Raw genomic sequence first — 22,511 nt, 5'->3', positions numbered from 1 at the left:
GGACGAGGCGCTCTCAGGTGAGGTGGGCGAAGACCACGAGGTTGTCCGTGTAGTCCTTGGCCTTGCGGTCGTAGTCGCCCGCGCAGGTGATGAGCCGTACCTCGGCCCGGTCGGTGTCGCCGTACACGCGCTTGCTGGGGAAGTCGTCCTTGTCGAAGGTCTCCAGGCCGTCGACGGTGAAGGACGCCGTGCGTCCGTCGGCCCGCTCCACGCGGAACACGTCGCCCTCGTCGAGTTCGGAGAGCCGGGCGAAGACGGCCGCGGACGTCTTGGTGTCCACGTGCCCGGCGATGATCGAGGTGCCCGTCTCCCCCGGGGAGGCGCCCTTGGCGTACCAGCCGACGAGGTTGGTGTCGTCGGGCGGGGGTGCTTCGAGTTGTCCGTTCTTGCCGATGGCGAGGTCGGTGAAGGGGGCGTCGACGGAGATCTCCGGGATCAGCAGGCGCACCGGCTTCGACCGGGGCAGGTCCCTCTCGCTGTCGTCCGCGGTGGACGGGGCCGACGGGGCCGACGGGGCCGACGCGCCGGGCTGCGGGGTGAGGGGCGGGCGCGAGGAGTCGGCCGACGTGTCGTTGCCGCCGATCAGGCTCACCGCCAGGACCAGGAGGGCCACGGCGCACAGCACCGTCATGCCCGGGCGGGATCCCGGTCCGGCGGGCACCTGCGTGTCGTCGGCGGGTGGAGTAGGGGGGACTGCCATCGAGGACCACCTCACTTGGGCACGGCAGCAGGGCGGGCGGTGGAAGGGCGAGGGTGGGCGGGCGAGGAGGGAGCGAGCCGGGCCGCCACGCGCTTGCCTGGTGGCGGCCCGGCTTCTATCGCGCCCGGCACGGCTCACGCCACTCCGTCGGCCGACTTCCTGCGTCGGACCGCGTACAGACCGGTCGCGGCGACGGCCAGGACGGCCAGCCCGCCCGCGGTCGTGGCCGGCGTGTCCAGCCCGCCGCCTCCGGTGTGCATCCCGCCGCGCGGCTTCTCCTGCTCGCCGCCGCCCCAGGACTTCTCGCCCTCGTCCTGCTTGTGGGTCTCCGAGCCCTCCTTGGAGCCGCCGCCCTCCCAGTCGCCCTCGTTCACGAGGGCCAGGGCGCCGCCGCCCGTGTGCATTCCGCCGCGCGGTTCGTCGTGCTTGCCTCCGTTGTCGTGCTCCTTGCTGTAGGAAGAATCGTCGTGCTCCCAGTCGCCGGCGGCCGCCGCGTAGGCGCCGGGTGCGCCGAGGACGAGGACGGCCGAGGCCGCCGCAGTGGTCAGGAGCATGCGAGCAGAACGCATCTGAGGTTCCTTCCGTCACGACCGGGCAGCTGGTGCTTCGTCAGCTGAGGTGACCCGGCCCCGACGTGAATCACCGTCAGCCCACGGCCCGGGTCGCACCACTCAAGGCGCTCAGGCGGGTGAAGGCGCGGGTGCATCCGTGGGCGGACCTCGCCCCGTCGGCCGAACCCGCTACTCGTCCGGGTCGGCGTGGGTCGGGTCGAGGACCTCGGGTTCCTGGCGGCGCGATCCCGGCGCGGCCCGGTCGGGGGTGGCCTCGCTGTGCGGGGACTGGGGCGGGGGCGGCGGTGAGGTGTCGCCGGGGGCGCCGACGCCCGCGGCGGGCAGGCGCAGGGCCAGCAGGGCGACGTCGTCGCCGCGGGGCTCGATCCGGGCGAGCAGTTCGTCGCAGAACGCGTCGATGCTCTCCTCCTCCAGCCGCCGCGCCAGGACACCGGCGTGGTGGCGGAGCTTGGCCATACCGGCGTCGATCGGACGGTCGCGGCTCTCCACCAGACCGTCGGTGTAGAGCAGCAGGATGCTCTCCGGCGGGAGCTCCTCGGTCGCGTCGGGCCAGTCCAGGCCGAGGCGCAGGGTGGCGCTCATGCCGATGAGCGGGCCGTGCCCCGCCTCCAGGAAGCGGGTCGCGCCGTCCGCGGTGATCAGCAGGGGCGGCGGGTGGCCGGCGGTGACCCAGTGGAACTGCCAGGGGCCGCCCTCGGGGCCTTCGATGCGGGCGAAGACGAGCGTGGCCATGGGGGCGTCGCTGGTGTTGGTCACCGCCTCGTCCAGGCGCCGCATGATGACGCTGGGCGGCTCCCGGTGGTCCCAGGCCAGGGCGCGCAGCATGTTGCGGACCTCGGCCATGTGGGCGGCGGCCTGCAGATCGTGGCCGACCACGTCCCCGATGACCAGGGCCATCACACCGTCGGCGAGCAGGAAGGCGTCGTACCAGTCGCCGCCGACCTCCATCGCGCTCTCGGCGGGCCAGTAGCGGGCCGCCATGCGCACGTGGTCGACCTGCGGGAGGGGGGTCAGCAGCTGGCGCTGCATGGTCACGGCGACGTTCTGCTGCTCCTGGTAGAGCCGGGCGTTGTCGAGGACCAGTCCGACGCGTCGGCCGATGTCGGCCAGCAGTGCGATCTCGGCCTCGGAGTGGGCGGGGTGGTCCCCCGCGCGTGCCACGGTCAGTGTCCCGTACGACCGCTGCCGGGTGCGGAGCGGGACGACGACGGCGGAGTGTCCGCCGAGGCGCTCGAACAGGACGCGGTGCGTGGCGGCGAGGGGGTGGTGCGGGTCGTTGAGCACCTCGTCGGCGCTGAGTGGGACGGGGTGGTCGCCGTTTACCAGCCGGTTCAGCGCGGCGCGGGCCGCATCCGGCAGCGAGGTCACGGGCCCTCTCAGCCGTCCCGCCCGGTGCGGGTACGTGCTGCTGCGGACGGCGACCCGTTCCAGGGCTTCCGACCGGTCCTGGTGGATGTCGGCCGCGGCCCACTGCCCCAGTTCCGGCACCAGCAGCCGCAGGAGGCGGCGGAAGGTGACGGAGGTACGCTCGGTGGGGACGAGCACCGTGGAGATCTCGGCCACCAGGTGCAGCTGGGTGGTGAAGGTCTCCAGGGCGGCGGTGCGCGCCTCGATCTCCTCGGTGGCGCTGCGGTGCAGGCTGAAGTCGTGGAAGACGAGCACCAGCCCGTCCTGCCGGCCGTCCCGGACCAGGGGGGTGGTGGCCCAGATGATCGGCACGGTGGTGCCGTCCGCTCGTCGGAAGTACTCCTCGCTGCCCTCCTCGGCCGACGTCCCGGACAGCGGGTTGCGCAGGCTGCACAGCTCTCGCGGTACGGGGCTGCCGTCGGCGTGCCTGTGCAGCAGGTCGTGCGCGTCTTCTCCGGTCATGTCCCGCTCCGACCGCCCCAGCAGTTGCTCGGCCCACGGGTTCGCCGACGTGATCCGGCCGGCCGCGTCGAGGGTGAGGACGCCGGCGCCCAGCGCCCGCAGCACGGCGCGGGCGAAAGCGGGCTCCGGAACGCCGTCCGCGTTCTCCGGCCCCGGTCCGTCGCCCTCCCGGTGGCCCGACCAGCGTGACGCCACGACCCTCACAGCCTTCCGATGCCGTCCGTCCCGCCAGGTTCCCCCACCGGGCACGGGTGAACCGCTCCGGAGGGCCGAAGGAGGGAGATCGGGTAGGCTCCCGGTGCCGATCTTGTACCTCGGAGGGGTGTGTGCGGACCAGGACCACGACCGCGGCGACGGCCGTGCTGAGCTGTCTGCTGGCGGGGGCTCTCACGGCGGGGTGCGGAGCCGGCGACGCCGGGGAGACGAAGTCCGCCGACGAGCTGCTCGAGGACGCCAACGCCACGATGCGGGCGCTGGAGTCCGTACGGATCGACTCCACCAGCACCGCCGCGGAGGGCGGTACGGTGACCAGCCGGCTCGTGACCGACCTCGACAGCCGGTGCTCCGGGAGGACCGACTTCTCCGAGGGCGGCAGCCTGGAGCAGATACGGATGGGCGAGACCGACTACGTGCGTCCCGATCGCGCCTATCTGGAGAAGTGGAAGCCCGGCGGCGTCACCGGCGAGCAGCGGATGTGGATCAAGGTGCCCGCCGACTCGGCACAGCCAGGCGACGGCCTCTCCTCCTGCACGCGGCCCTTCACATCGTTCGGCAAGGCGAAGAAGGGGAAGAGCGGCCCCGTCGCGGGCCGGGCGGCAGTCGAGCTGACCGTGACCGACGAGGGGAGCGACGGGGGCACCGGCGGGACCTACACCTTCCACGTGGCCACCGAGGGCGAGCCCCATCTGCTCAAGGTGGTCTACAAGGGCGCCGACTACGAGACGACCACGTCCTTCACCGCCTTCGACGAGCCGCTGGACATCGAGGCGCCGGACCCGGCCGAGGTCATCGACGCGGCAGCGGCGACGAGGTAAGACGCCTGGTCAGGACGCGTGGCCGAGGGCCGTGCCGTCGCGGTCGTCGGCGAGCCGCACCGCGGCCCTCATGCGCTTGCCGACGGGCTCGCGGTGCACCTCGAAGCTCTGGCAGACGGCCATGACGATCTCCAGTCCGTGCCGCCCGACCCGGTCGGGGTCGGTGCTCTCGGCCACCGGCAGCACCGGATCGCTGTCCCACACCGTGACCTCCACCCGGTCCTCGGCCAGCTCCAGGTCGACGAGTGACGGACCCGGCGCGTACTTGCAGGCGTTCGTCAGCAGCTCGCTGACCACCAGCTGCACCAGGTCCACCGCGCGGTCGGGCACCGGCCGGTCCCGCGTGGCCCGCACGCGGGTCAGGAAGGCGCGGGCCAGCTCCCGGCCCCGGGCGATGTCGCCGGGCCTGCCCTCGTACTCCGCCGACACCCTGACCGGCGCTTCTCTTGGCCGGTTCCCGTTCCGGGCAGCCCCGTTCATTCGATCCGCCCTCTTCCTGAGCCTTGACCGTCACGCCAGCCCGTCTACCCCCGGATCCGGGAAACATCGCCCGCGGCCACGAGTGGTACGGGCCTCTTAGGATGGCGGGCGTGGATCTCCTCGCCGTGCGCACCTTCGTCACCGCTGCGGAGGCGGGGCAGCTGCAGATCGCCGCCGACCGGCTGGCGGTGACCCAGCAGGCGGTGTCCAAGCGCGTCGCCGCGCTGGAGAAGAGCCTGGGCGTGCCCTTGTTCACCCGCACCGCACGAGGAGTGCGGCTCACCGTCGACGGACAGGCGTTCCTCCCGCACGCGCGTGCGCTGCTCGACGCCGAGGAGCGGGCCCTGTCCTCCGTACGGCCCGGACGCCGCCCGCTGCGGGTCGACGTGATCGGCAGACGGGCCGCCACGGCCGGTGTGCTGCGCGACTTCCACCGGGCCCGTCCCGGGGTCGCCCTCGACGTCGTCACCCTCCCCGACGTGCGGGCGGCCGTCACCGCCGTCCGGTCGGGGTCGGTCGACGCGTCCTTCCGCTGCGTCACCATGCCGGGGTTCGAACTGCCGGACGGCATCGAGGCCACGCCCCTGTTCGACGAGCCGCTCCATCTGGTCACCGGGCCCGCCCACGCGTTCGCGGCGGCACGGGAGATCACCCCCGCCCGGCTCGCCGGTCATCACGTCTGGATGCCGGGGAACGTGCCCGGCGCTGAGTGGACGGCCTACTACGACGCCCTCGCCGCCGAGTTCGGGCTCACCATCGACGCCGTGGGGCCGAACTTCGGCGTCGAGGACATGCTCGACACGATCGCCGGGTCCCCGACGGTCGCGACCTTCCTCAGCGACCGGACCCCGCTCGTCCGGCCCGCCGTGCACGGTCTGCGGCGCATCCCCCTGCGCGACCCGACGCCGGTCTACCCGCACTCCCTGCTCTGGCACGCGGGCAACCCGCACCCGGCGCTGGCGGCGCTGCGGGCCCACCTCGCCTCCCGGCCGACCGGTCGCCCGGACGGGGAGGTCTGGGCGCCGCCGTGGGCGCTGCGCTCCCGCCCGCCGGGATCGGGGCCCGCCCCGGCCCGCGCGGCCGGTTCGGCGGATTGAGGGGGTGTTCAGGGACCGGACGCCTGACTGATCCTGTCAGGACGGCGGCCGGCCGCGCGGTCGAGGGGACCGTACGGGGCCGGGGCGGGGAGGGGATCCTGGTGCACGGCGGACACGAAGCGGCGCGTTCCTCACGGAAGGCCGACCGGGGACGGCCCCGGTCCACCTGCCCGGTCAGCCGCGCTGCGGACGGGACATGGCAGGTGCACGATTACGAGGTCGCCCGTGCGCTGCTGCGCGGCCCCGGCACCGTACAGGCCGGTCTCGGCGTCGAGACGGTGGAGAAGCTGCCGCCGCGCGTGCGCCGGCCGGTGCTCTACCGGGACGGCCCCGAACACCGGGAGCACCGCCGGCAGACCGCGCGCTTCTTCACCCCGCGCCGGGTCGACGAGCACTACCGCGAGCCGATGGTCCGCATCGCCGGGGAACAGCTGGACGTACTGCGCGCGGCGGGCGAGGCCCCGCTCGCCGACCTGGCCTTCGAGCTGGCCATCGGCGTGGTGAGCGAGGTCGTCGGGCTGCGGTACGGGCGGCCCGGCATCCGCCGCAGGCTGGAGCGGTTCTTCCCCGAGGAGTTCGGCGAGCCCGGTCTGACCAGTGCGCGAGGCCTGTACTGGCTGCTGCGGCAGAACGCCAACTGGCTCCGCATCCACCTGGCCGACGTCCGCCCCGCCATCCGCGCGCACCGCCGCCGGGAGCACGACGACCTGATCTCCCACCTCATCGCGGAGGGCTGCTCGGACGCGGAGATCCTCGGCGAGTGCCTGACCTTCGCCGCGGCCGGCATGGTCACCACGCGCGAGTTCGTCTGCCTGGCCGCCTGGCACCTGTTCTCCGACGCCGAGCTGCTCGCCCACTACCGCGCGGCAAACGAGGCGGGGCGCCTGGCCGTCCTGCGGGAGCTGCTGCGGCTGGAACCCGTGATCGGGCGGTTGCGCCGACGGGCCACCGAGACCGTCGAACTGCCCTGTCCGGGCGGACCGGTGACCGTGCGCCCCGGCGAGCACGTCGCCCTCCTGCTGGACGACGCCAACACCGACCCGGCGGCCGTGGGCGAGGAGCCGCTGCGGGTGCGGCCCGACCGCGCCGGCGAGGTCGGCGCGGGGCTCGCCTTCGGCGACGGCCCGCACCGGTGCCCCGGGGCGCACATCGCCCTGCTGGAGACCGACGTCTTCCTCAGCCGGCTGTTCGCCCTGGACGGCGTCCGCATGAGCGGGGAGCCCCGCGTCGCCTTCCAGGAGGCGATCGGCGGCTACGAGATCCGAGGGCTGACCGTGGCGCTCCCCCGGGCCGGTCACGCCTGACCGGCCCGGGCCGGGGCACGGCGTCAGTCGCCCAGGGCGCCCAGGACGACGAGCTTGGCCTCGTCCTGCACCTGCCGGAGGTGGTCCGCGCCGAGGAACGACTCCCCGTAGATCTTGTAGACGTCCTCGGTGCCGGAGGGCCGGGCCGCGAACCAGGCGTTCTCGGTGGTCACCTTGATGCCGCCGATGGACGCCCCGTTGCCCGGTGCCTCGGTGAGCACCGCCGTGACCGGCTCGCCGGCGAGGGTGTCGGCGGTGACCTCGGCCGGGGACAGCTTGGCCAGGCGGGCCTTCTCCTCCCGGGTGGCCGGGGCGTCGATGCGGGCGTAGGCGGGTTCGCCGAAGCGGGCGGTGAGGGCCGCGTAGTGCTCGGACGGCGTCTTCCCGGTGACGGCGGTGATCTCGGAGGCGAGGAGGGCCAGGATGATGCCGTCCTTGTCCGTCGTCCAGACCGAGCCGTCCCGACGCAGGAAGGAGGCGCCGGCGGACTCCTCGCCGCCGAAGCCGAGGGTGCCGTCGACCAGTCCGTCCACGAACCATTTGAAGCCGACGGGCACCTCCACGAGCGGGCGTCCGAGGTCGGCGGCGACCCGGTCGATCATGCCGGAGGAGACCAGCGTCTTGCCCACGCCGGCGTCGGCGGGCCACTCGGCGCGGTGGGCGTAGAGGTAGGCGATGGCCGTGGCGAGGTAGTGGTTCGGGTTCATCAGCCCGGCGTCCGGCGTGACGATGCCGTGCCGGTCGGCGTCCGCGTCGTTGCCGGTCGCGATGTCGAAGCGGTCGCGCCGCTCGATGAGCGAGGCCATCGCGTGCGGCGACGAGCAGTCCATGCGGATCTTGCCGTCCCAGTCCAGCGTCATGAACCGCCAGGTGGGGTCGGTGAGCGGGTTGACCACCGTCAGGTCGAGGCGGTGCTGCTCGGCGATGCGGCCCCAGTACGCGACGGAGGCCCCGCCCAGCGGGTCGGCACCGATCCGCACGCCCGCCGACCGGATCGCGTCGAGGTCGAGGACGCTCGGCAGGTCACCGACGTAGGCGCCGAGGAAGTCGTGGCGGCCGGTGCCGGGCGCGGCGAGGGCCCGGGCGTACGGTACGCGTCGTACGCCCTTGAGCCCGGCGGCGATGTACTCGTTGGCGCGGTCCTGGATCCAGGAGGTGGCGTCGGAGCCGGCCGGGCCGCCGTTCGGCGGGTTGTACTTGAAGCCTCCGTCGGAGGGCGGGTTGTGCGAGGGGGTGACGACCACGCCGTCGGCGAGGCCCGAGGTGCGGCCCCGGTTGTGGGTGAGGATGGCGTGGGAGACGGCGGGGGTGGGGGTGTAGCCGTCCGCGGTGTCGATCAGGACGGTCACGTCGTTGGCCGCGAACACCTCCAGCGCGGTGATCCTGGCCGGCTCGGACAGGGCGTGGGTGTCGGCGCCCAGGAAGAGCGGGCCGTCGGTGCCCTGTGCGGCGCGGTACTCGCAGATGGCCTGGCTGGTGGCCGCGATGTGGTCCTCGTTGAACGCGGCCGCCAGGGACGATCCCCGGTGGCCGGAGGTACCGAAGGCCACGCGCTGGCCGGGCTCCGCCGGGTCCGGGTGCACGGCGTAGTACGCCGTCACCAGCCTGGCGATGTCGATCAGGTCCTCGGGGCCGGCCGGCTTCCCGGCTCGGTCATGCTGCATGCGCCCACTCCTCCGCTCGTCGGGCAATCGCTCGCGGACCCATCTTCCCCTGTCCGGGGAGCGGCACCCGAGGTGAGGGCCGGGGTTGCGGTGAACGCGTGACCGGGGCGGAGGCGCGGCAGTCGTCGGCCGAGGTGCGGAAGGGCCGGGTCCGGGCGGCGGTGTCGGCGCGCCCGGACCGGCGCGAGAGTCGACGACGGGGCCGTCCGGCAAGCGTCAGATCCGGCCGCCGGTGAGCCGGGTGAGGGGCCCGTGGGTGTGGCGTCCCGCGCGGCGGCCCACCGCGTACGAGGCGGCGCTGAGCGCGGTGACGCCGGCGCCCACGCCCGCGGCGACCAGCTTGCGGTGGGCGATGACCGTCCATGCCGTCTTGGCCCTGGTCGCCATCTGGCCCGAGGCGGTGACGACCGTCTGCCGACCGGCCGCGACGCCCTTGGCGGCCGTCTGCACGGCCCCGGTCGCGGCCTCGGCCGAACGCCGGGCGCCCGCCTTGGCCGCTGACGCCGTGTCACCGGCCTTGTCCGCGGCGGCCTTCCCGGCTCGCGACGCGGGAGCGCTCGCCTTGTCCGCGGCGCCGACGGTCTTGACCTCGGCGGTCCGTGCGGTGGTGCGCTTCTGGCTCGTGTCCTTGTTCGGATCGCTCATGGACTCCGCATTGCCTCTCGCCGCCGCGGCAAACACGTACGTGTTCCGACGGGCGTCAACTCGGCGGGCTACGTTAGTCCTTGAGCGATCACCCAGCCCACCGGAGGACTTCCCATGCCCGAGTCGCCCGCCGTGAACGACGCACGCAGCCGGATCAGGACGGACCAGCCGCACACGGCCCGCATCTGGAACTACTGGCTGGGCGGGAAGGACAACTACCCGGTCGACCAGCAGGCGGGCGACCAGATACGCCGGCTGCACCCCGGCATCGGGGACTACGCCCTCGCCGACCGCCTCTTCCTGGGTCGCGCGGTGAGGCATCTCGCCGGTGAGTGCGGCATCCGGCAGTTCCTCGACATCGGTACGGGGCTGCCCTCGGCGGACAACACCCACGAGGTCGCCCAGCGCATCGCACCCGAGTCCCGCATCGTCTACGTCGACAACGACCCGATCGTCCTGGCCCACGCCGAGGCGCTGCTCACCAGCGCGCCCGAGGGCCGCACCGACTACCTCGACGAGGACCTGCGCAACGTCGACGCGATTCTCGAGCACGCCTCGCGCACGCTGGACCTGAGCGAGCCCGTGGCGCTGGTGCTGCTGGGCGTGGTCATCTTCGTCGAGGACGACGAGGAGGCGTACGGCATCGTGCGGCGGCTGGTCGACGCCCTGCCCAAGGGCAGTCATCTGGTGCTGTCGCACACCGTCACCCGGCCGGACATGCCCGACGTCGACGCGGCCGTGGCCTTCTGGAACGAGAACGGCACGCCGAAACTGACCCAGCGCACGCCGGACGCCGTGGGCCGGTTCTTCGACGGGCTGGAGCTGCTGGAGCCCGGCGTGGTCTCCTGCAGCCGCTGGCGCCCGGAGTCCGGTGACGGCGAACTCCCCGCCGAGGTCGCCATGTTCGGCGGGGTGGGCCGCAAGGGGTGACCCCCGGACGGGAGGACGGTGACCGCTACGTCACCGCCGCGGTCGGCGGGAGCTGGGCCGGGCTCACCTGCTCGCCCAGCACCTGGGCCATGAACTGCACCAGCCACCGCTGCGCCGGGCTGCGCGAGGACTCGTGCCGTGCGTACAGGGCGATCTCGATCGGCTCGGTCTCGAAGGGCAGCCGCACCAGGCGCACCCGGTGGGAGGCGGTGAAGACCTCCCCGACGTACTCGGGGACGATGGCGATCAGGTCGGTCTGCTCCAGCAGGTAGGGCAGCATCGAGAAGCGGGTGGCGTCCACGGCCACCCGCTCCAGGAGTCCGTGCGCCGCCAGCACCGCCCGGGGCGCGACGTGTCCGCTCGGCCCGAAGACCGTCGCGTGGTGCTCGGCGGCGAGGTCCGGCAGCGTGACCTCGTCGCCCCGGATCCGGGGATGGTCGGCCGCGACCATGAGGACGTAGCGCTCGCGGAAGAGCGGGACGCGCACGGTCAGGTGCGAGGTGATCACCGGGGTGGCCACGAACACGTCGAGGTCGCCGCGGCGCAGCTGGCTCTCGGCGTCCTCCACGTCGAACGGGCGGACCGTGAACGACACCGCCGGCGCCCGTTCGCGCGCGGCGGCGAGGAGCCTCGGCAGCAGGGTCGCCTCGCCGAGGTCGGAGAGGGCGATGGTGAAGCGGCCCGACATGGTGGCGGGGTCGAAGGCGTCGCCCTGCCGGACCGTCCCGTCGATCTCCGCGAGGGCGCGCTGGAGCGGCTCGTACAGCCGCCGGGCGCCGGCCGTGGGCGTCAGTCCGCGCCCGTTGCGGCGGAAGAGTTCGTCGTCGAAGTGCCGCCGGAGCTTGCCCAGGCTGTAGCTGACGGTGGGCTGGGTGACGTGGAGCGTCTCCGCGGTGGCCGTGACGCTGCCGGTCTCGTACAGCAGGACGAAGACGCGGGCCAGGTTGAGATCGAAGGTGCCCATATAGAAGGACTCTATATCAGGTCGCCGAAACATCTATTGGTGCCCATGTCGCGGGGTCCTTAGCGTGTCGGACATCACTGCGAAAGGAGCGTCCGTGCCATCCGTGCGTCGTGTCTCCCACGATTTCCTGGAGCGCCAGGGCCTCACCACCGTCTTCGGCAATCCGGGCTCCAACGAGTTGCCCTTCCTCGCCGACCTGCCCGGCACGTTCCGCTACGTCCTCGGTCTGCACGAGGGCGCCGTCGTCGGCATGGCGGACGGCTACGCCCAGGCGTCCGGGCGTCCGGTCCTGGTCAACCTGCACGCCGCCTCCGGTTCGGGCAACGCGATGGGGGCGCTGACGAACGCCGTGGCCTCCCGCACGCCGCTGGTGGTGCTGGCCGGCCAGCAGGTGCGGCCCGCCATCGGGCCGGAGGCCAACCTGGCCAGCGTCGACGCGCAGACCCTGATGAAGCCGCTGGTCGGCTGGGCCGCGGAACCGGCGTGTGCCGGGGACGTGCCGCGGGCCCTCGCGCAGGCGGTCTTCGAGGCGCGGCTCCAGCGCCGGCCGACGTACCTGTCCGTGCCGTACGACGACTGGTCGGCCGAGGTCGACGACAACGCCCTGGCGGTGCTCGACCGCCGGGTCGAGCGCGCCTCGGTGCCCGGTGGCGAGCAGGGCCGCCGGCTGGTCGAGCGGGTCGCCGCCGCCGAGCGCCCGGCGCTCGTGCTCGGCGGGGACATCGACTCGGCGGGCCTGTTCGACGACGCCGTCCGGCTGGCGGAGCGGCTGGGCGGCCCGGTGTGGGCCGCGCCCTCGCTCTTCCGGCTGCCCTTCCCTAACCGGCACCCGCAGTTCCGCGGTGTGCTGCCCGCCGGGATCGCGCCCGTCGCCGAGGCCTTCGAGGGGCACGACCTCGTGCTGGTGCTGGGCGCGCCGGTGTTCCGCTACCACGAGTACCTGCCCGGCCGTTACCTGCCCGAGGGCACGCGGCTGATCCAGGTGACCGAGGACGCGTCGGCCGCCGCGCGGGCACCGATGGGCGAGGCCCTGGTCGCCGACCCCGGAGCCGTCATCGACCTGCTGCTGAAGTCCCTCGACGCGCCCGGCACCTCGGGCCCCTACCGGCCGGCGCCCGAGCCGCTCACCGCCGACGGGACGGCGCTCCACCCCGAGCAGGTCTTCGCCGCGCTGCGCGACGAACTGCCCGGGGACACCGCGTACGTCGTGGAGTCCACGTCGACCATCTCCGCGTGGTGGCGGCAGATGGACCTGCGCCGCCAGGGCTCGTACTACTTCCCGGCGGCCGGCGGGCTCGGCTTCGGCCTGCCCGGCGCCGTCGGCGTCGCGATGGCCCAGCCCGGCCGGCCGGTCGCCGGGGTGATCGGGGACGGCTCCGCCAACTACGGCATCACCGCCCTGTGGACGGCCGCGCAGCACCGGGTGCCGCTGACGATCGTGCTGCTGCGCAACGGCACCTACGGGGCGCTGCGCTGGTTCGGCGGTCTGCTCGGGGTGCCGGACGCGCCCGGACTGGACATCCCGGGGCTGGACTTCACCCGCGTCGCCGAGGGGTACGGGGTGCGCGCCCAGCACGTCGGCGGGGCCGAGGAGTTGCGCGCCGTACTCGCCGAGCGGCCCGACCACCCTCGCCTGATCCAGGTGGACACCGCCCTCACCACGCCCTCCTGACACACGGCTCGACGACAAAGAACGACGAAGAAGGGGAAGACGATGACATTCCTGGACAGCGACGTCTGGGGCCGGAAGTTCTTCAGCGACGGCTGGCAGGACTCCTCCGCCGAGCACCCGGTGACCGAGCCGGCGACCGGCGAACGGCTCGGTTCGGTGGGGCTCGCCACGGCCGGGGACGCGGCCCGTGCCGCCGCGCGGGCCGCCGAGGCCCAGCGGGAGTGGGCGGCGACCCCGCCCGCGCGGCGGGCCGCCGTGCTGCGCCGCGCGGGCGAGCTGTTCACCGAGCACGCCGCCGAGATCGAGGACTGGCTGGTGCGCGAGGCCGGCTCGGTGCGGTCCAAGGCCGCCTTCGAGGTGGGGCTCGCCATCGGCGAGTGCTTCGAGTGCGCGGGCCTGCCGACGCACCCGCAGGGCGAGGTGCTGACCTCCGAGGAGGCCCGCTGGTCGCTCGCCCGCCGCCGCCCGGCCGGTGTCGTGAGCGTGATCGCCCCCTTCAACTTCCCGCTCATCCTCGGCCTGCGCTCGGTGGCCCCGGCGCTCGCCCTCGGCAACGCGGTGCTCCTCAAGCCGGACCCGCGCACCGCGGTCAGCGGCGGCGTCGTCATCGCCCGGATCTTCGAGGAGGCCGGGCTCCCCGCCGGTGTCCTGCACCTGCTGCCGGGCGACGGCGCGGTCGGCCGGGCGGTCGTCGAGGCCCCGGAGGTGCGGGTGATCTCCTTCACCGGGTCCACGCCGGTCGGACGGATCATCGGCGAGCAGGCCGGGCGGCTGCTCAAGCGGGCCCACCTGGAGCTGGGCGGGAACAACGCGCTGGTGGTGCTGCCGGGCGCGGACGTGCCGAAGGCGGCCTCCGCGGGGGCGTTCGGCTCGTACCTGCACCAGGGGCAGATCTGCATGACGACCGGCCGGCACATCGTGCACGAGTCGCTGGTGGAGGAGTACACCGCCGCGCTCGCCGCGAAGGCGGAGGCGCTGCCGGTCGGTGACCCGGCCCGCGAGGACGTGGCGCTCGGACCGATCATCGACCGCGGCCAGCTGGAGCGGGTGCACGGCATCGTCACCGACAGCGTCACGGCGGGCGCGAAGATCGCCGCGGGCGGCGAGATCGCGGGCGCGGGCTACCGGGCGACGGTGCTCACCGGCCTGACGACCGGGATGCCGGCCTGGCGCGAGGAGATCTTCGGTCCCGTCGCCCCCGTCATCTCCTTCTCGACGCTCGAGGAGGCCGCGCGGATCGTCAACGACTGCGAGTACGGGCTGTCGGTCGGCATCCTCGGGGACGTCGGGCCGGCGATGAAGCTCGCCGACCGAATCGACTCGGGCAAGGTCCACATCAACGAGCAGACGGTGAGCGACGAGCCGGGCGCCCCGTTCGGCGGGGTCAAGGCCTCCGGCACCGGCTCCCGCTTCGGCGGCGCCACGGCCAACATCGAGGCGTTCACCGAGACCCAGTGGGTCACGGTCCGCCCGGACATCGCCGACTACCCGTTCTGATCCGTCCGGCCCCTCGTTCCGGCCGGCACGGCCGCCCCGGCCGTGCCGGCTCCGGCTCCGCTCACTCACACCCGTCCCCGGGGGGAGACTCCTCATGGCTTCCGCCACCACGTCCGGCGCGCCCGCGCAGACTGGCCGCACCGGCAGCGCGTGGACGGTGATCCTGTGCTGGATCACCGTCCTGCTGGAGGGCTACGACCTCGTCGTCCTCGGCGCCATCATCCCCACCCTGCTCAAAACCCACCACCTCGGCATGACCGCGGGTGACGCCACCACGATCGCGACGCTCTCGCTCGTGGGCGTCGCCATCGGCGCGGTCTGCGTCGGGCCGCTCGCCGACCGGCTGGGCCGCCGCCGGCTGCTCATCGGCTCGGTGGTGCTGTTCTCGGTCTTCACCATCGTGGTGCCGCTCGCGACCTCCGTCTGGATGTTCGCCGCGCTGCGGCTCGTCGCCGGACTCGGGCTCGGCGCCTGCATGCCCGTGTCGCTCACCATGATGGCCGAGCACATGCCCGCCGGCCGCCGGGCGCGGGCCAGCACGCTGACCATGACCGGCTACCACACCGGTGCGGTGCTCACCTCGCTGCTCGCGCTCCAGGTGACCGACGACTGGGAGATCCTCTTCTACCTGCTCGGCGTCGTGGGCCTCGTGGTCGCCGCCGTCCAGTGGTTCAGGCTGCCGGAGTCGGAGGCCTTCGTCCGGGCCAAGCGGGACGGGGAGCAGCGGGTGCCGTTCACCGAGCTGCTCAAGCCGGCGTACCTGCGGGCGGGCATCGGCATCTGGGTCGCGTCGTTCATGGGGCTGCTGCTGGTCTACGGCCTCAACACCTGGCTGCCGAAGCTGATGAACGACGCCGGCTACCCCGTGCCCACGGCCGTCACCCAGCTCCTCGTGCTCAACATCGGCGGTGTCGTCGGGCTGGTGCTCGGCGGGTTCGTCGCCGACCGGCGGGGCATCAAGGGCACCACCATGGTCTGGTTCGCGGTCTCGGTGCTCATGCTGGCCTGCCTGAGCATCAGGATGGAGAGCGATCTGATGCTCAACGTCGTCGTCTTCTTCACCGGCGTGTTCGTCTTCTCGGCCATGGTGCTCGTCTACGCCTACGTGACGAGCTACTACCCGGCCTCCGTGCGGAGCACGGCACTCGGCTCGGCGTCCGGGATCGGCCGGATCGGCTCGATCGTGGGCCCGTCGATCACCGGTGCGCTGGTCTCGTCCGGGGTCGGTCACCCGTGGGGCTTCTACTTCTTCGCCGCGGTGGCGGTCCTCGGGTTCCTGGCCGTGCTCACTCTGCCGCGCACGGCGGCGGAGGCGGGAGCGAAGGCCGTCGAACCGGCCGCCTGAGGTCCGCGGGCACGCGCGACGGGAGCAGCCGGGTGGGTCACCCGGCTGCTCCCGTCGTCGTCAGGTGCTTCTCGCGGCGACGTGGGGCGGCGCGCTCAGTCGCGGTCCACGTGCTCGCGCAGGATCTTGCCGTTCGTCGCGTCGACGTCCAGGGTCGTCTTGTTCCAGTTGTCGGGCGAGACCACGTCGACGGACCAGATGGCCTTCTGGTCGTCGTTCTCGTCCAGCTCGACGTGGGTGACGGTGCCCTTGACCTTGTCAGTGGCCGCCTTCACCGCCTGCTCCGGCGTCTGGGTGGCCTTCTTCAGCAGGTCGGCGAGCTGCTGCTTGTCGTCCGCGTCCTGGTCCTCGACCTGGGTGCGGAAGACTTTTCCGGAGACGGCGTCGATGTCGATGCGGTGCACGGTGCCGTCGGCGGTGGCGACCTTGGCCTCCCATTCGGGAGCGCCCTGGCTGGGGGCCGGGTTGGGCATGCTCGGGCTGGGCGAACCGGTCGACGCGGTGGCCTCGGCGGAGGTGCGCTTGAGTTCGAGGTCGACGAGCTTGCTGTCGGGGACCTCCTTGACGGCCGTGTCGGCCGCCTTGTCCCAGGTGACCTTCGCCAGCGGGACGAGGGCCTTGCGCTCGGCCTGGTCATCGGTCATGGACTCGGAAGGAGAGGGGGAGGGAGAGGTCGTGCCGGTACTGGTACCGGTGGGGGAGGCGGTGTCGGTGGCAGGGGTGGTCTGGGCCGCCTCGGCGACACTGGAGCGTGTCGTGTCGGCGTTCGTGCAACCGGTCATCAGCAGCACCGAGCTGCCCAGGGCGCAGATGACGGCCATCGAACGGAGAGGCGGGAGACGTCGCACAGAGCTCATACACCTCTCCGTAACCATATGACCGCTTTGTCATACCGGTTTCGGGTGGAAACCACCGCAATGGCCGATGCGGCTCAGCGAGCCGGTACGAACACCGCCCGGTCCGTCGCGGTACGGGCCCCGGGCGGGAACGGGGCAGCTGGGCCGGGCCCGGCGCCCTCCAGCCACTCCCGGTAGGCGGTGGACTGGCGCGCCACCTCCCAATACGCCTCCTCCAGCGCCGGGTAGACGGCCTCCAGCTCGGCCCGGGTGCGCGCGGCCAGCAGCAGGCGTACGCCGAGGGGGTCGCCGTGCAGGCGCCGTACCGCCATGTCGGGGCGGGACTGGGAGCTGGGCTGACAGACGGTGACGACCTCGCCGGTGGCGACGAGGGACGCGGCCGTGTGGTAGTCGCCGTGCAGGACGCGGGGGTTGAGCCCGACGGCGCGCAGCATGCGGTGCACTCCGTCCCACTCGCCGTCGACGGTGGGGTCGACCATCCAGCGGTCGTCGGCGAGGTCGGCGAGGCGGACGACGGGCCGGCCGGCCGCCGGGTGATCGGCGGGCAGCATGACGAACTGCGGTTCACGCTCCACGAGGACCCGCAGCCGCAGGCCCTCGGGGACGCGCAGCGGGCTGCCCTCGACCTCATGCACGAAGGCGACATCGAGCTGCCCCTCGGTGACCCGGCGCAGCAGGGCGTTGGCGGAGACGTCCATCTGGAGGGTGGGTTCCAGACCGGGGCGTCTGAGCCGGCGCAGCCAGCCGGCCAGGGCGCGGCTGGCGGTGGAGCCGACGCGCAACCGACTGTCGCCGCCGGACGCGGCGGCGCGGGCCTCGCGGACCAGGATGCTCATGTCGGCGAGGAGCGGACGGGCCCGCCCGAGGACCGACCGGCCGAGCGGGGTGGGACGGCAGCCGGTGCGCTCGCGGACGAACAGCGGCCCGCCCAGGGCCTGTTCGATGCGGGTCAGCTGCGTGCTCAAGGTGGGCTGGGCGACGCCCAGTTGGCGTGCCGCCCGGTGCAGGCTGCCGGCGTCGGCGATGGCGCAGAGTGCGCGTAGGTGCCTCACCTCGAGCTCCATGCAGGGAGCGTAAAGCGGAACAGTTGGTTGCGCCAGGTGAACAAAACGCGGCGGATCAGGGCGAGTTCTGCACTCCGGTCGAAGCTGATTCCCGGGGCGCCGTCCGGTGACGGCGACCGTGGTGATAGCCCCGCCCTATCACCGGTTGCCATCATCACAGCGGGTCCATGGGCGCTCCACACTCACCGGTGACGACTTCTCTCCCCACTCCCCCACACAAGGAGTCATCGATGCGCATCAGCATGCCCCTGCTCGCCACCACCGTCGGTCTCGGTCTCACGGCGGCCGTGCTCGGCGCCCCGGCCGCGACCGTCGCCGCTCCCCAGGCGCCGGCCAAGGCCGCCCAGCTCGGCTACCAGCCCGCCGCCGGCTCGGGCGAGGACGCCGCCGCGAACCGGGCGTTCTTCGAGGCGGTCATCAAGTCCGTCGCCGAGAAGCGCGCCGCCAACCCGTCCTCGACGGCGGCCGTGACCGTCTACTACAGCGCCGCCAACGCGCCCAGCTTCCGCAACCAGATAGCCCGCTCCACCCAGATCTGGAACAGCTCGGTGTCCAACGTGCGACTCGCGGAGAGAAGCTCGGGCGCCGACTTCGCGTACTACGAGGGCAACGACTCGCGCGGCTCGTACGCGTCCACCGACGGACACGGCAACGGCTACATCTTCCTCGACTACCGGCAGAACCAGGTGTACGACTCGACCCGCGTGACCGCCCACGAGACCGGGCACGTGCTCGGTCTGCCCGACCACTACTCGGGCCCGTGCAGCGAGCTGATGTCGGGCGGCGGCCCCGGCCCCTCCTGCACCAACGCCTACCCGAACGGCAACGAGCGCAGCCGGGTCAACCAGCTGTGGGCCTACGGGTTCAAGGCGGCGCTCGACAAGGCGCTGCAGAAGACCTCGCAGCGCTGAGCGTCCGCAGGGACGGTCGACGGGGGCGGCCCGGCCGGGCCGCCCCCGTGCGCGTGCGCGTCCCTCCACTCGGGCGACCGCTTGAGCAACGGGCCCCGGGGTACTCGGAGTTCGCTCTGCAGCGATCCGATCCGTGACCCCGAAGGAGTCCGACGTGGACGAGCACAAGACCGCCGCGGACAACGGCCTCGGCGAACTGGAGCCGGGCACCCGCCAGCGCGCCCAACTGCGCACCCGCGTCGCCGACATCGCCTGGACGGCGCTGTGCGTGGTGCTCGCGCTGTGGGCGGTGTGGAGTGCCGTCGGTGTCGCGCGGGGCGCGACCGCGTGGGCCTACTGCGCGGTGGCCTGGGTGCTGCTCGCCGCGGCACTGGCCCTGCGGACGCTCGCGGTGCGGCGCCGGACGTCGTTGTAGCGGGCCCGGTCAGGACCCGCCGGGCAGCGCGCCGAGCACGGCCCGGTGGACGGCGCGGGCGAGCCTGGCTCCCCACTCGGAGCGGGGGCCGGCGAAGGAGTGGAGCTCGGCACCGTCCTGCGGCGTGCGGGCGGCGACGCACACGGCGTCCGTGGGAGTGCCGGAGCAGTCGAGGCCCGCGTCCAGCAGTGCCTGCACCTTGGCCTCCGTGGCCGTCATCACCGCGTTGACCAGGGCGGCGTCGGTCAGCGCGACCGGGAGCGCGGCGACGATGTTGATCGTCCCCGGCGCGGTGACCCCGGGGGCGCCCGCCTCGGGCGAGGCCGCCCACCCGCGCACCGAGATGCCCGCGGTCACCACGGCCTGCGCACCGCCGTCCCGCGCACCGGCGTAGGCCGATACGTCGGCGGCCGTCATCAGGCCCACACCCGGCCCCCGGGCGCCGGCGTCCCGCGCCAGGTGGGCCAGGTGCCGGGCGGGGTCGGTGCGCCGGTAGCCGTGGGCCACCTGGGCGTTGAGCACCCACTCGCTCTCGGTGATCCCGCCGCCCAGGACGGCGCTGCTGACCGTGCGCCAGCCCGGTCCCGGACGCCAGAGCAAGGCGTGCAGCCGTTCGCCGTCCTCCACTCGTGTCAGGCACTCCGGGGCCGGCAGACGGACCCCGGTACGGGGCTGGGGCAGCAGGGCGGGCACCGGTCGGGACTCCTCGTGGCGGTCGGGGCGAACCGGACGATCGTACTCGGCCCCGGTCGCCCGGACGGGACGGTGCCGGGCGGGCGCATTGCGGACCCCGCCCTGGGCACTTTCACTGGACACAACTTCGCCACGAGGCGTCGGATCGGAGGCCACGATGCTGTCCCACACCCTGGAGCATGGGGTCCTGGTCATCACGCTGGACCAGGACCCGGGAATCGACGGGCGGGCCGCGCTGACCACGCACATCACCGATCTGGTCGACGCGCACAAGCCGACGCCCGTCGTCATCGTCCTCACCGACCGGGCCGGCGGTCCCGCCGCGGTCAGTGCCGTGCTCCGGGCCCATCAGTGGTGCGGTCGCCTCGGTGTGCTGATGAGCGTCGTCACTCACAGCGCGCCCGTCCGGCGGCTGCTGGACGACAACACCGACGCCTCCGGCCCGCGGCTGGTGGTGCACGCGCGGGTCGACACCGCCATCTCCACCGCGTTCACGGCGGCGGCCTGAGGCCCCGGCGCGTGTCCTCGGCCTCCTACTGCTGCCCGAGCCAGAGGTCGGGGCCGAAGACCTCGTAGTGGACGGCCTCGGCCGGCACTCCGCGGCGCAGGAGGTCGCCCCGGACGGCGCGCATGAAGGGCACCGGTCCGCACAGGTAGGCGGTGAGCCCCGGGGGAAGTTCGAGGCCGGAGACGTCGGCACGGCCGGCCGCCGCCTCCGGCGCCGCGTCGCCGGGCTCCTCGTACCACAGGTGGAGCCGGGCGTCGGGCAGTGCCCGTACGAGGTCGAGGTGCTCCTGCCGGTGGGCGTGGTCGGCGGGGCTCCGGTCGGCGTGGACGACGGTCACCGGGCGGGTGGAGCCGGTGGCCGCCAGGTGGTCCAGCATGGCCAGTACGGGGGTGACGCCGATTCCGGCCGAGGCGAGCAGCAGGGGGCCGTCGTCCTCCGTGAGCGCCAGGTCGCCGAAGGGCGCGGAGACGGTGAGGACGTCGCCCGGACGGGCGTGCGCGTGGAGCCAGGAGGAGACCTCGCCCTCGGGCCGTCCGTCGTCTGGGACGCGTTTGACGGTGATGCGCCAGTCGGTCCGGCCCGGCGCCGCGGACAGGCTGTACTGGCGGATCTGCCGGGAGCCGTCGGGCAGCGAGGACCGCACGCTGACGTACTGGCCGGGAAGGAACGGCCGCGTCGGGCGGCCGTCGGCGGGGCGCAGTACGAGGGAGACCGCGTCGGGGGTCTCCTCGTGTCGTCCGGTGATCTCCATCGGGCGCCAGACCTCGCCCTCGGTGACGCCCGCTTCCTGGTAGAGACGGGTTTCGACGGCCACGAGCGCGTTGGCCATCAGCCAGTACACCTCGTCCCAGGCCGCGGCGACCTCCGGGGTGACGGCGTCGCCGAGCACGTCCGCGATCGCGGCGAACAGATGGCGGTGGACGATCTTGTACTGGTCGGAGGTGATGCCGAGGGAGGCGTGCTTGTGCGCGATCCGGGAGAGCAGCGCGTCCGGGCGGGCGTCGGGGCGCTCCAGCAGCATGCCGGCGAACGCGGCTATGGAGCCGGCCAGGGCCCGCTGCTGCTCCCCGCTGGCCTGGTTCCCGCGGTTGAACAGGTCCCGCAGCAGCTCGGGGTGGGCGTCGAACAGCTTCCGGTAGAACAGCGTGGTGATGTCACCGATGGCCGCTCCCACCGCCGGGAGGGTCGCGCGGACCACGGGGACGGACTGTTCGGAGAGCACAGCGACTCCTTAATTGGTAGATGATATTCGTGTTTTAGCGCGCGGGTCGGCCGGGGAGGCGAGGGGCCGGCCCTCACTCCGAGGGGCGGTCCGTCAGGCCGATCAGGACCGGGCCGGTGGGCGAGGCCACCAGGTCGGAGACGGTCAACGGGTCGAGCGAGGCGTAGAAGGCCTCCTGGGCGTCCCGCAGCGCCCTGCGCAGCCGGCAGGCCGCGCGCAGCGGGCAGGGCGGGTCGTCCTCGCAGGCGACCACCTCGCCGTCCCCTTCGAGTTCGCGCACCAGCCGGCCCACGGAGGCCTGCCGCCCCGGGCCGGTCAGCGTCAGACCGCCGCCCCGGCCGCGCCGCGCCTCCACGACACCGAGGTGCTGGAGACGGGTGATGGCCTTGGCCACGTGCGTGTACGGCACGCCCATGACCTCGGCCACCTCACGGGTGGTCAGCGGGTCGTCGCCGTCTTTCACGACCGCCAGGCGCATGACCGAACGCAGCGCCAGGTCGGTGAACTTCGTCAGCCGCACAGCCCGGACGCTATCAAATACGCATGTTAGATTCGCATTTACTGGACGCCATGATCTTGTGGAATGCGTCACGGGACGCACGAGGAGGGTGACTTCGGATGGCAGCGGACGACGACGGCTTTCCGGCCGGGGATGCGGCGGGCACCCCGACGGGCAACGCTCCCCTCCCCCGGGTCCTGTGCGACACGGCGGAGCTCCTGTCGCTCGGCGACGACGCGGCGGCCGGCGCCCTGTGGCGGCTCGCCGAGCCGGGGCGGCAGCTCGACGCCAACGTCGTCCGCGTCCCGGCGGGTGGACGGGTCGGCACGCACACCGAGCCGGACCTCGACGTCCTGCTGCTCGTCCTGGACGGAGCGGCGGCCCTCGTCTGCGCCGACGGCGAGCGCCCGCTGCGGACGGGCGCCCTCACCTGGCTGCCCCACGGTTCGGCGCGGGGCGTCGCCGCGGGCCCGGACGGCGTGACGTACCTGACCGTGCACCGGCGGCGCCCCGGCATGCGGATCCAGCCGCCGGATGCCGCCGGGCGGCTGCGGCCCGGCGGCGCCTGA

23 protein-coding genes are annotated in these 22,511 nt (G+C 73.3%); 11 read left to right on the top strand and 12 right to left on the bottom strand.

Annotated features, from left to right (window positions below):
- Window positions 1-13 precede the first annotated feature (13 nt).
- The 3 genes from KUM03_RS36810 to KUM03_RS36800 form a co-directional block, all read right to left on the bottom strand.
- Entirely contained in the window at window positions 14-700 is a 687-nt protein-coding gene (locus tag KUM03_RS36810; protein ID WP_217254935.1) for a class F sortase, read from the bottom strand.
- 134 nt (window positions 701-834) lie between these two features.
- Complete coding sequence (locus tag KUM03_RS36805) at window positions 835-1,269, bottom strand: hypothetical protein (protein WP_217254934.1); 435 nt, start codon at window positions 1,267-1,269, stop codon at window positions 835-837.
- 171 nt (window positions 1,270-1,440) lie between these two features.
- The gene (locus tag KUM03_RS36800; protein WP_217254933.1) at window positions 1,441-3,336 is read right to left on the bottom strand and encodes a SpoIIE family protein phosphatase; all 1,896 of its coding nucleotides are present in this window, start codon (window positions 3,334-3,336) and stop codon (window positions 1,441-1,443) included.
- A gap of 131 nt (window positions 3,337-3,467) precedes the next feature.
- On the opposite strand from KUM03_RS36800, the gene KUM03_RS36795 reads away from it, so the two are divergent.
- Window positions 3,468-4,175 (top strand): hypothetical protein, encoded by a 708-nt coding sequence (locus KUM03_RS36795; protein ID WP_217254931.1) that lies wholly within the window; start codon window positions 3,468-3,470, stop codon window positions 4,173-4,175.
- Between the two features lie 9 nt (window positions 4,176-4,184).
- Here KUM03_RS36795 and KUM03_RS36790 read toward each other — a convergent pair whose 3' ends face one another.
- A complete protein-coding gene (locus KUM03_RS36790; protein ID WP_217254929.1) occupies window positions 4,185-4,655 on the bottom strand; it encodes an ATP-binding protein in 471 nt (156 codons plus the stop codon).
- 101 nt (window positions 4,656-4,756) lie between these two features.
- On the opposite strand from KUM03_RS36790, the gene KUM03_RS36785 reads away from it, so the two are divergent.
- Window positions 4,757-5,752, top strand: coding sequence for a LysR family transcriptional regulator (locus KUM03_RS36785; RefSeq protein ID WP_217254928.1), 996 nt, complete (start codon window positions 4,757-4,759; stop codon window positions 5,750-5,752).
- A gap of 98 nt (window positions 5,753-5,850) precedes the next feature.
- Entirely contained in the window at window positions 5,851-7,056 is a 1,206-nt protein-coding gene (locus KUM03_RS36780) for a cytochrome P450 (protein WP_217255173.1), read from the top strand.
- A 23-nt stretch (window positions 7,057-7,079) separates the two neighbouring features.
- Here KUM03_RS36780 and pgm read toward each other — a convergent pair whose 3' ends face one another.
- Both pgm and KUM03_RS36770 read right to left on the bottom strand, forming a co-directional pair.
- Window positions 7,080-8,720, bottom strand: coding sequence for a phosphoglucomutase (alpha-D-glucose-1,6-bisphosphate-dependent) (gene pgm, locus KUM03_RS36775; RefSeq protein ID WP_217254926.1), 1,641 nt, complete (start codon window positions 8,718-8,720; stop codon window positions 7,080-7,082).
- A gap of 216 nt (window positions 8,721-8,936) precedes the next feature.
- Entirely contained in the window at window positions 8,937-9,365 is a 429-nt protein-coding gene (locus tag KUM03_RS36770; RefSeq protein WP_217254925.1) for a hypothetical protein, read from the bottom strand.
- A gap of 114 nt (window positions 9,366-9,479) precedes the next feature.
- Between KUM03_RS36770 and KUM03_RS36765 the strand changes: the two genes are divergently transcribed.
- Window positions 9,480-10,295 (top strand): SAM-dependent methyltransferase, encoded by an 816-nt coding sequence (locus KUM03_RS36765; RefSeq protein ID WP_217254924.1) that lies wholly within the window; start codon window positions 9,480-9,482, stop codon window positions 10,293-10,295.
- 25 nt (window positions 10,296-10,320) lie between these two features.
- Here KUM03_RS36765 and KUM03_RS36760 read toward each other — a convergent pair whose 3' ends face one another.
- Window positions 10,321-11,259 carry a LysR family transcriptional regulator gene (locus tag KUM03_RS36760; RefSeq protein WP_217254923.1) on the bottom strand — a complete coding sequence of 313 codons (939 nt, stop codon included), beginning with the start codon at window positions 11,257-11,259 and terminating at the stop codon, window positions 10,321-10,323.
- Window positions 11,260-11,353: 94 nt separating this feature from the next.
- Here KUM03_RS36760 and mdlC point away from each other — a divergent pair, with 94 nt between their 5' ends.
- The 3 genes from mdlC to KUM03_RS36745 all read left to right on the top strand — a co-directional run bounded on the left by mdlC (window position 11,354) and on the right by KUM03_RS36745 (window position 15,773).
- Complete coding sequence (mdlC, locus tag KUM03_RS36755) at window positions 11,354-12,931, top strand: benzoylformate decarboxylase (protein WP_217254922.1); 1,578 nt, start codon at window positions 11,354-11,356, stop codon at window positions 12,929-12,931.
- A 42-nt stretch (window positions 12,932-12,973) separates the two neighbouring features.
- A complete protein-coding gene (locus KUM03_RS36750) occupies window positions 12,974-14,428 on the top strand; it encodes a benzaldehyde dehydrogenase (protein ID WP_217254921.1) in 1,455 nt (484 codons plus the stop codon).
- A 94-nt stretch (window positions 14,429-14,522) separates the two neighbouring features.
- Window positions 14,523-15,773: an aromatic acid/H+ symport family MFS transporter gene (locus KUM03_RS36745; protein WP_217254920.1), complete on the top strand. Its 1,251-nt coding sequence runs from the start codon at window positions 14,523-14,525 to the stop codon at window positions 15,771-15,773.
- A gap of 95 nt (window positions 15,774-15,868) precedes the next feature.
- Here the strand turns inward: KUM03_RS36745 and KUM03_RS36740 are convergent, their stop codons facing one another.
- Both KUM03_RS36740 and KUM03_RS36735 read right to left on the bottom strand, forming a co-directional pair.
- Entirely contained in the window at window positions 15,869-16,630 is a 762-nt protein-coding gene (locus KUM03_RS36740; RefSeq protein ID WP_217254918.1) for a PepSY domain-containing protein, read from the bottom strand.
- Window positions 16,631-16,704: 74 nt separating this feature from the next.
- A complete protein-coding gene (locus KUM03_RS36735; protein WP_217254917.1) occupies window positions 16,705-17,694 on the bottom strand; it encodes a LysR family transcriptional regulator in 990 nt (329 codons plus the stop codon).
- A gap of 230 nt (window positions 17,695-17,924) precedes the next feature.
- Here KUM03_RS36735 and snpA point away from each other — a divergent pair, with 230 nt between their 5' ends.
- Both snpA and KUM03_RS36725 read left to right on the top strand, forming a co-directional pair.
- The gene (snpA, locus tag KUM03_RS36730) at window positions 17,925-18,605 is read left to right on the top strand and encodes a snapalysin (RefSeq protein WP_217254916.1); all 681 of its coding nucleotides are present in this window, start codon (window positions 17,925-17,927) and stop codon (window positions 18,603-18,605) included.
- A gap of 154 nt (window positions 18,606-18,759) precedes the next feature.
- A complete protein-coding gene (locus KUM03_RS36725; protein ID WP_217254915.1) occupies window positions 18,760-19,020 on the top strand; it encodes a hypothetical protein in 261 nt (86 codons plus the stop codon).
- 9 nt (window positions 19,021-19,029) lie between these two features.
- Here the strand turns inward: KUM03_RS36725 and KUM03_RS36720 are convergent, their stop codons facing one another.
- Entirely contained in the window at window positions 19,030-19,713 is a 684-nt protein-coding gene (locus tag KUM03_RS36720) for an adenosylcobinamide amidohydrolase (RefSeq protein ID WP_217254914.1), read from the bottom strand.
- A gap of 157 nt (window positions 19,714-19,870) precedes the next feature.
- On the opposite strand from KUM03_RS36720, the gene KUM03_RS36715 reads away from it, so the two are divergent.
- On the top strand, window positions 19,871-20,221 hold the full coding sequence (locus KUM03_RS36715; RefSeq protein WP_217254913.1) for a hypothetical protein: 351 nt from the start codon (window positions 19,871-19,873) through the stop codon (window positions 20,219-20,221).
- A 25-nt stretch (window positions 20,222-20,246) separates the two neighbouring features.
- Here KUM03_RS36715 and KUM03_RS36710 read toward each other — a convergent pair whose 3' ends face one another.
- Both KUM03_RS36710 and nsrR read right to left on the bottom strand, forming a co-directional pair.
- Window positions 20,247-21,443, bottom strand: coding sequence for a globin domain-containing protein (locus tag KUM03_RS36710; protein WP_217254912.1), 1,197 nt, complete (start codon window positions 21,441-21,443; stop codon window positions 20,247-20,249).
- A 73-nt stretch (window positions 21,444-21,516) separates the two neighbouring features.
- On the bottom strand, window positions 21,517-21,963 hold the full coding sequence (nsrR, locus tag KUM03_RS36705; protein ID WP_217254911.1) for a nitric oxide-sensing transcriptional repressor NsrR: 447 nt from the start codon (window positions 21,961-21,963) through the stop codon (window positions 21,517-21,519).
- A 98-nt stretch (window positions 21,964-22,061) separates the two neighbouring features.
- On the opposite strand from nsrR, the gene KUM03_RS36700 reads away from it, so the two are divergent.
- Window positions 22,062-22,511 (top strand): hypothetical protein, encoded by a 450-nt coding sequence (locus KUM03_RS36700; protein WP_217254910.1) that lies wholly within the window; start codon window positions 22,062-22,064, stop codon window positions 22,509-22,511.

Source organism: Streptomyces sp. AC602_WCS936, assembly GCF_019049125.1.
In the GTDB taxonomy this organism is placed as follows: Bacteria; Actinomycetota; Actinomycetes; order Streptomycetales; family Streptomycetaceae; genus Streptomyces.
This window is presented reverse-complemented; position numbering and strand designations above follow the sequence as displayed.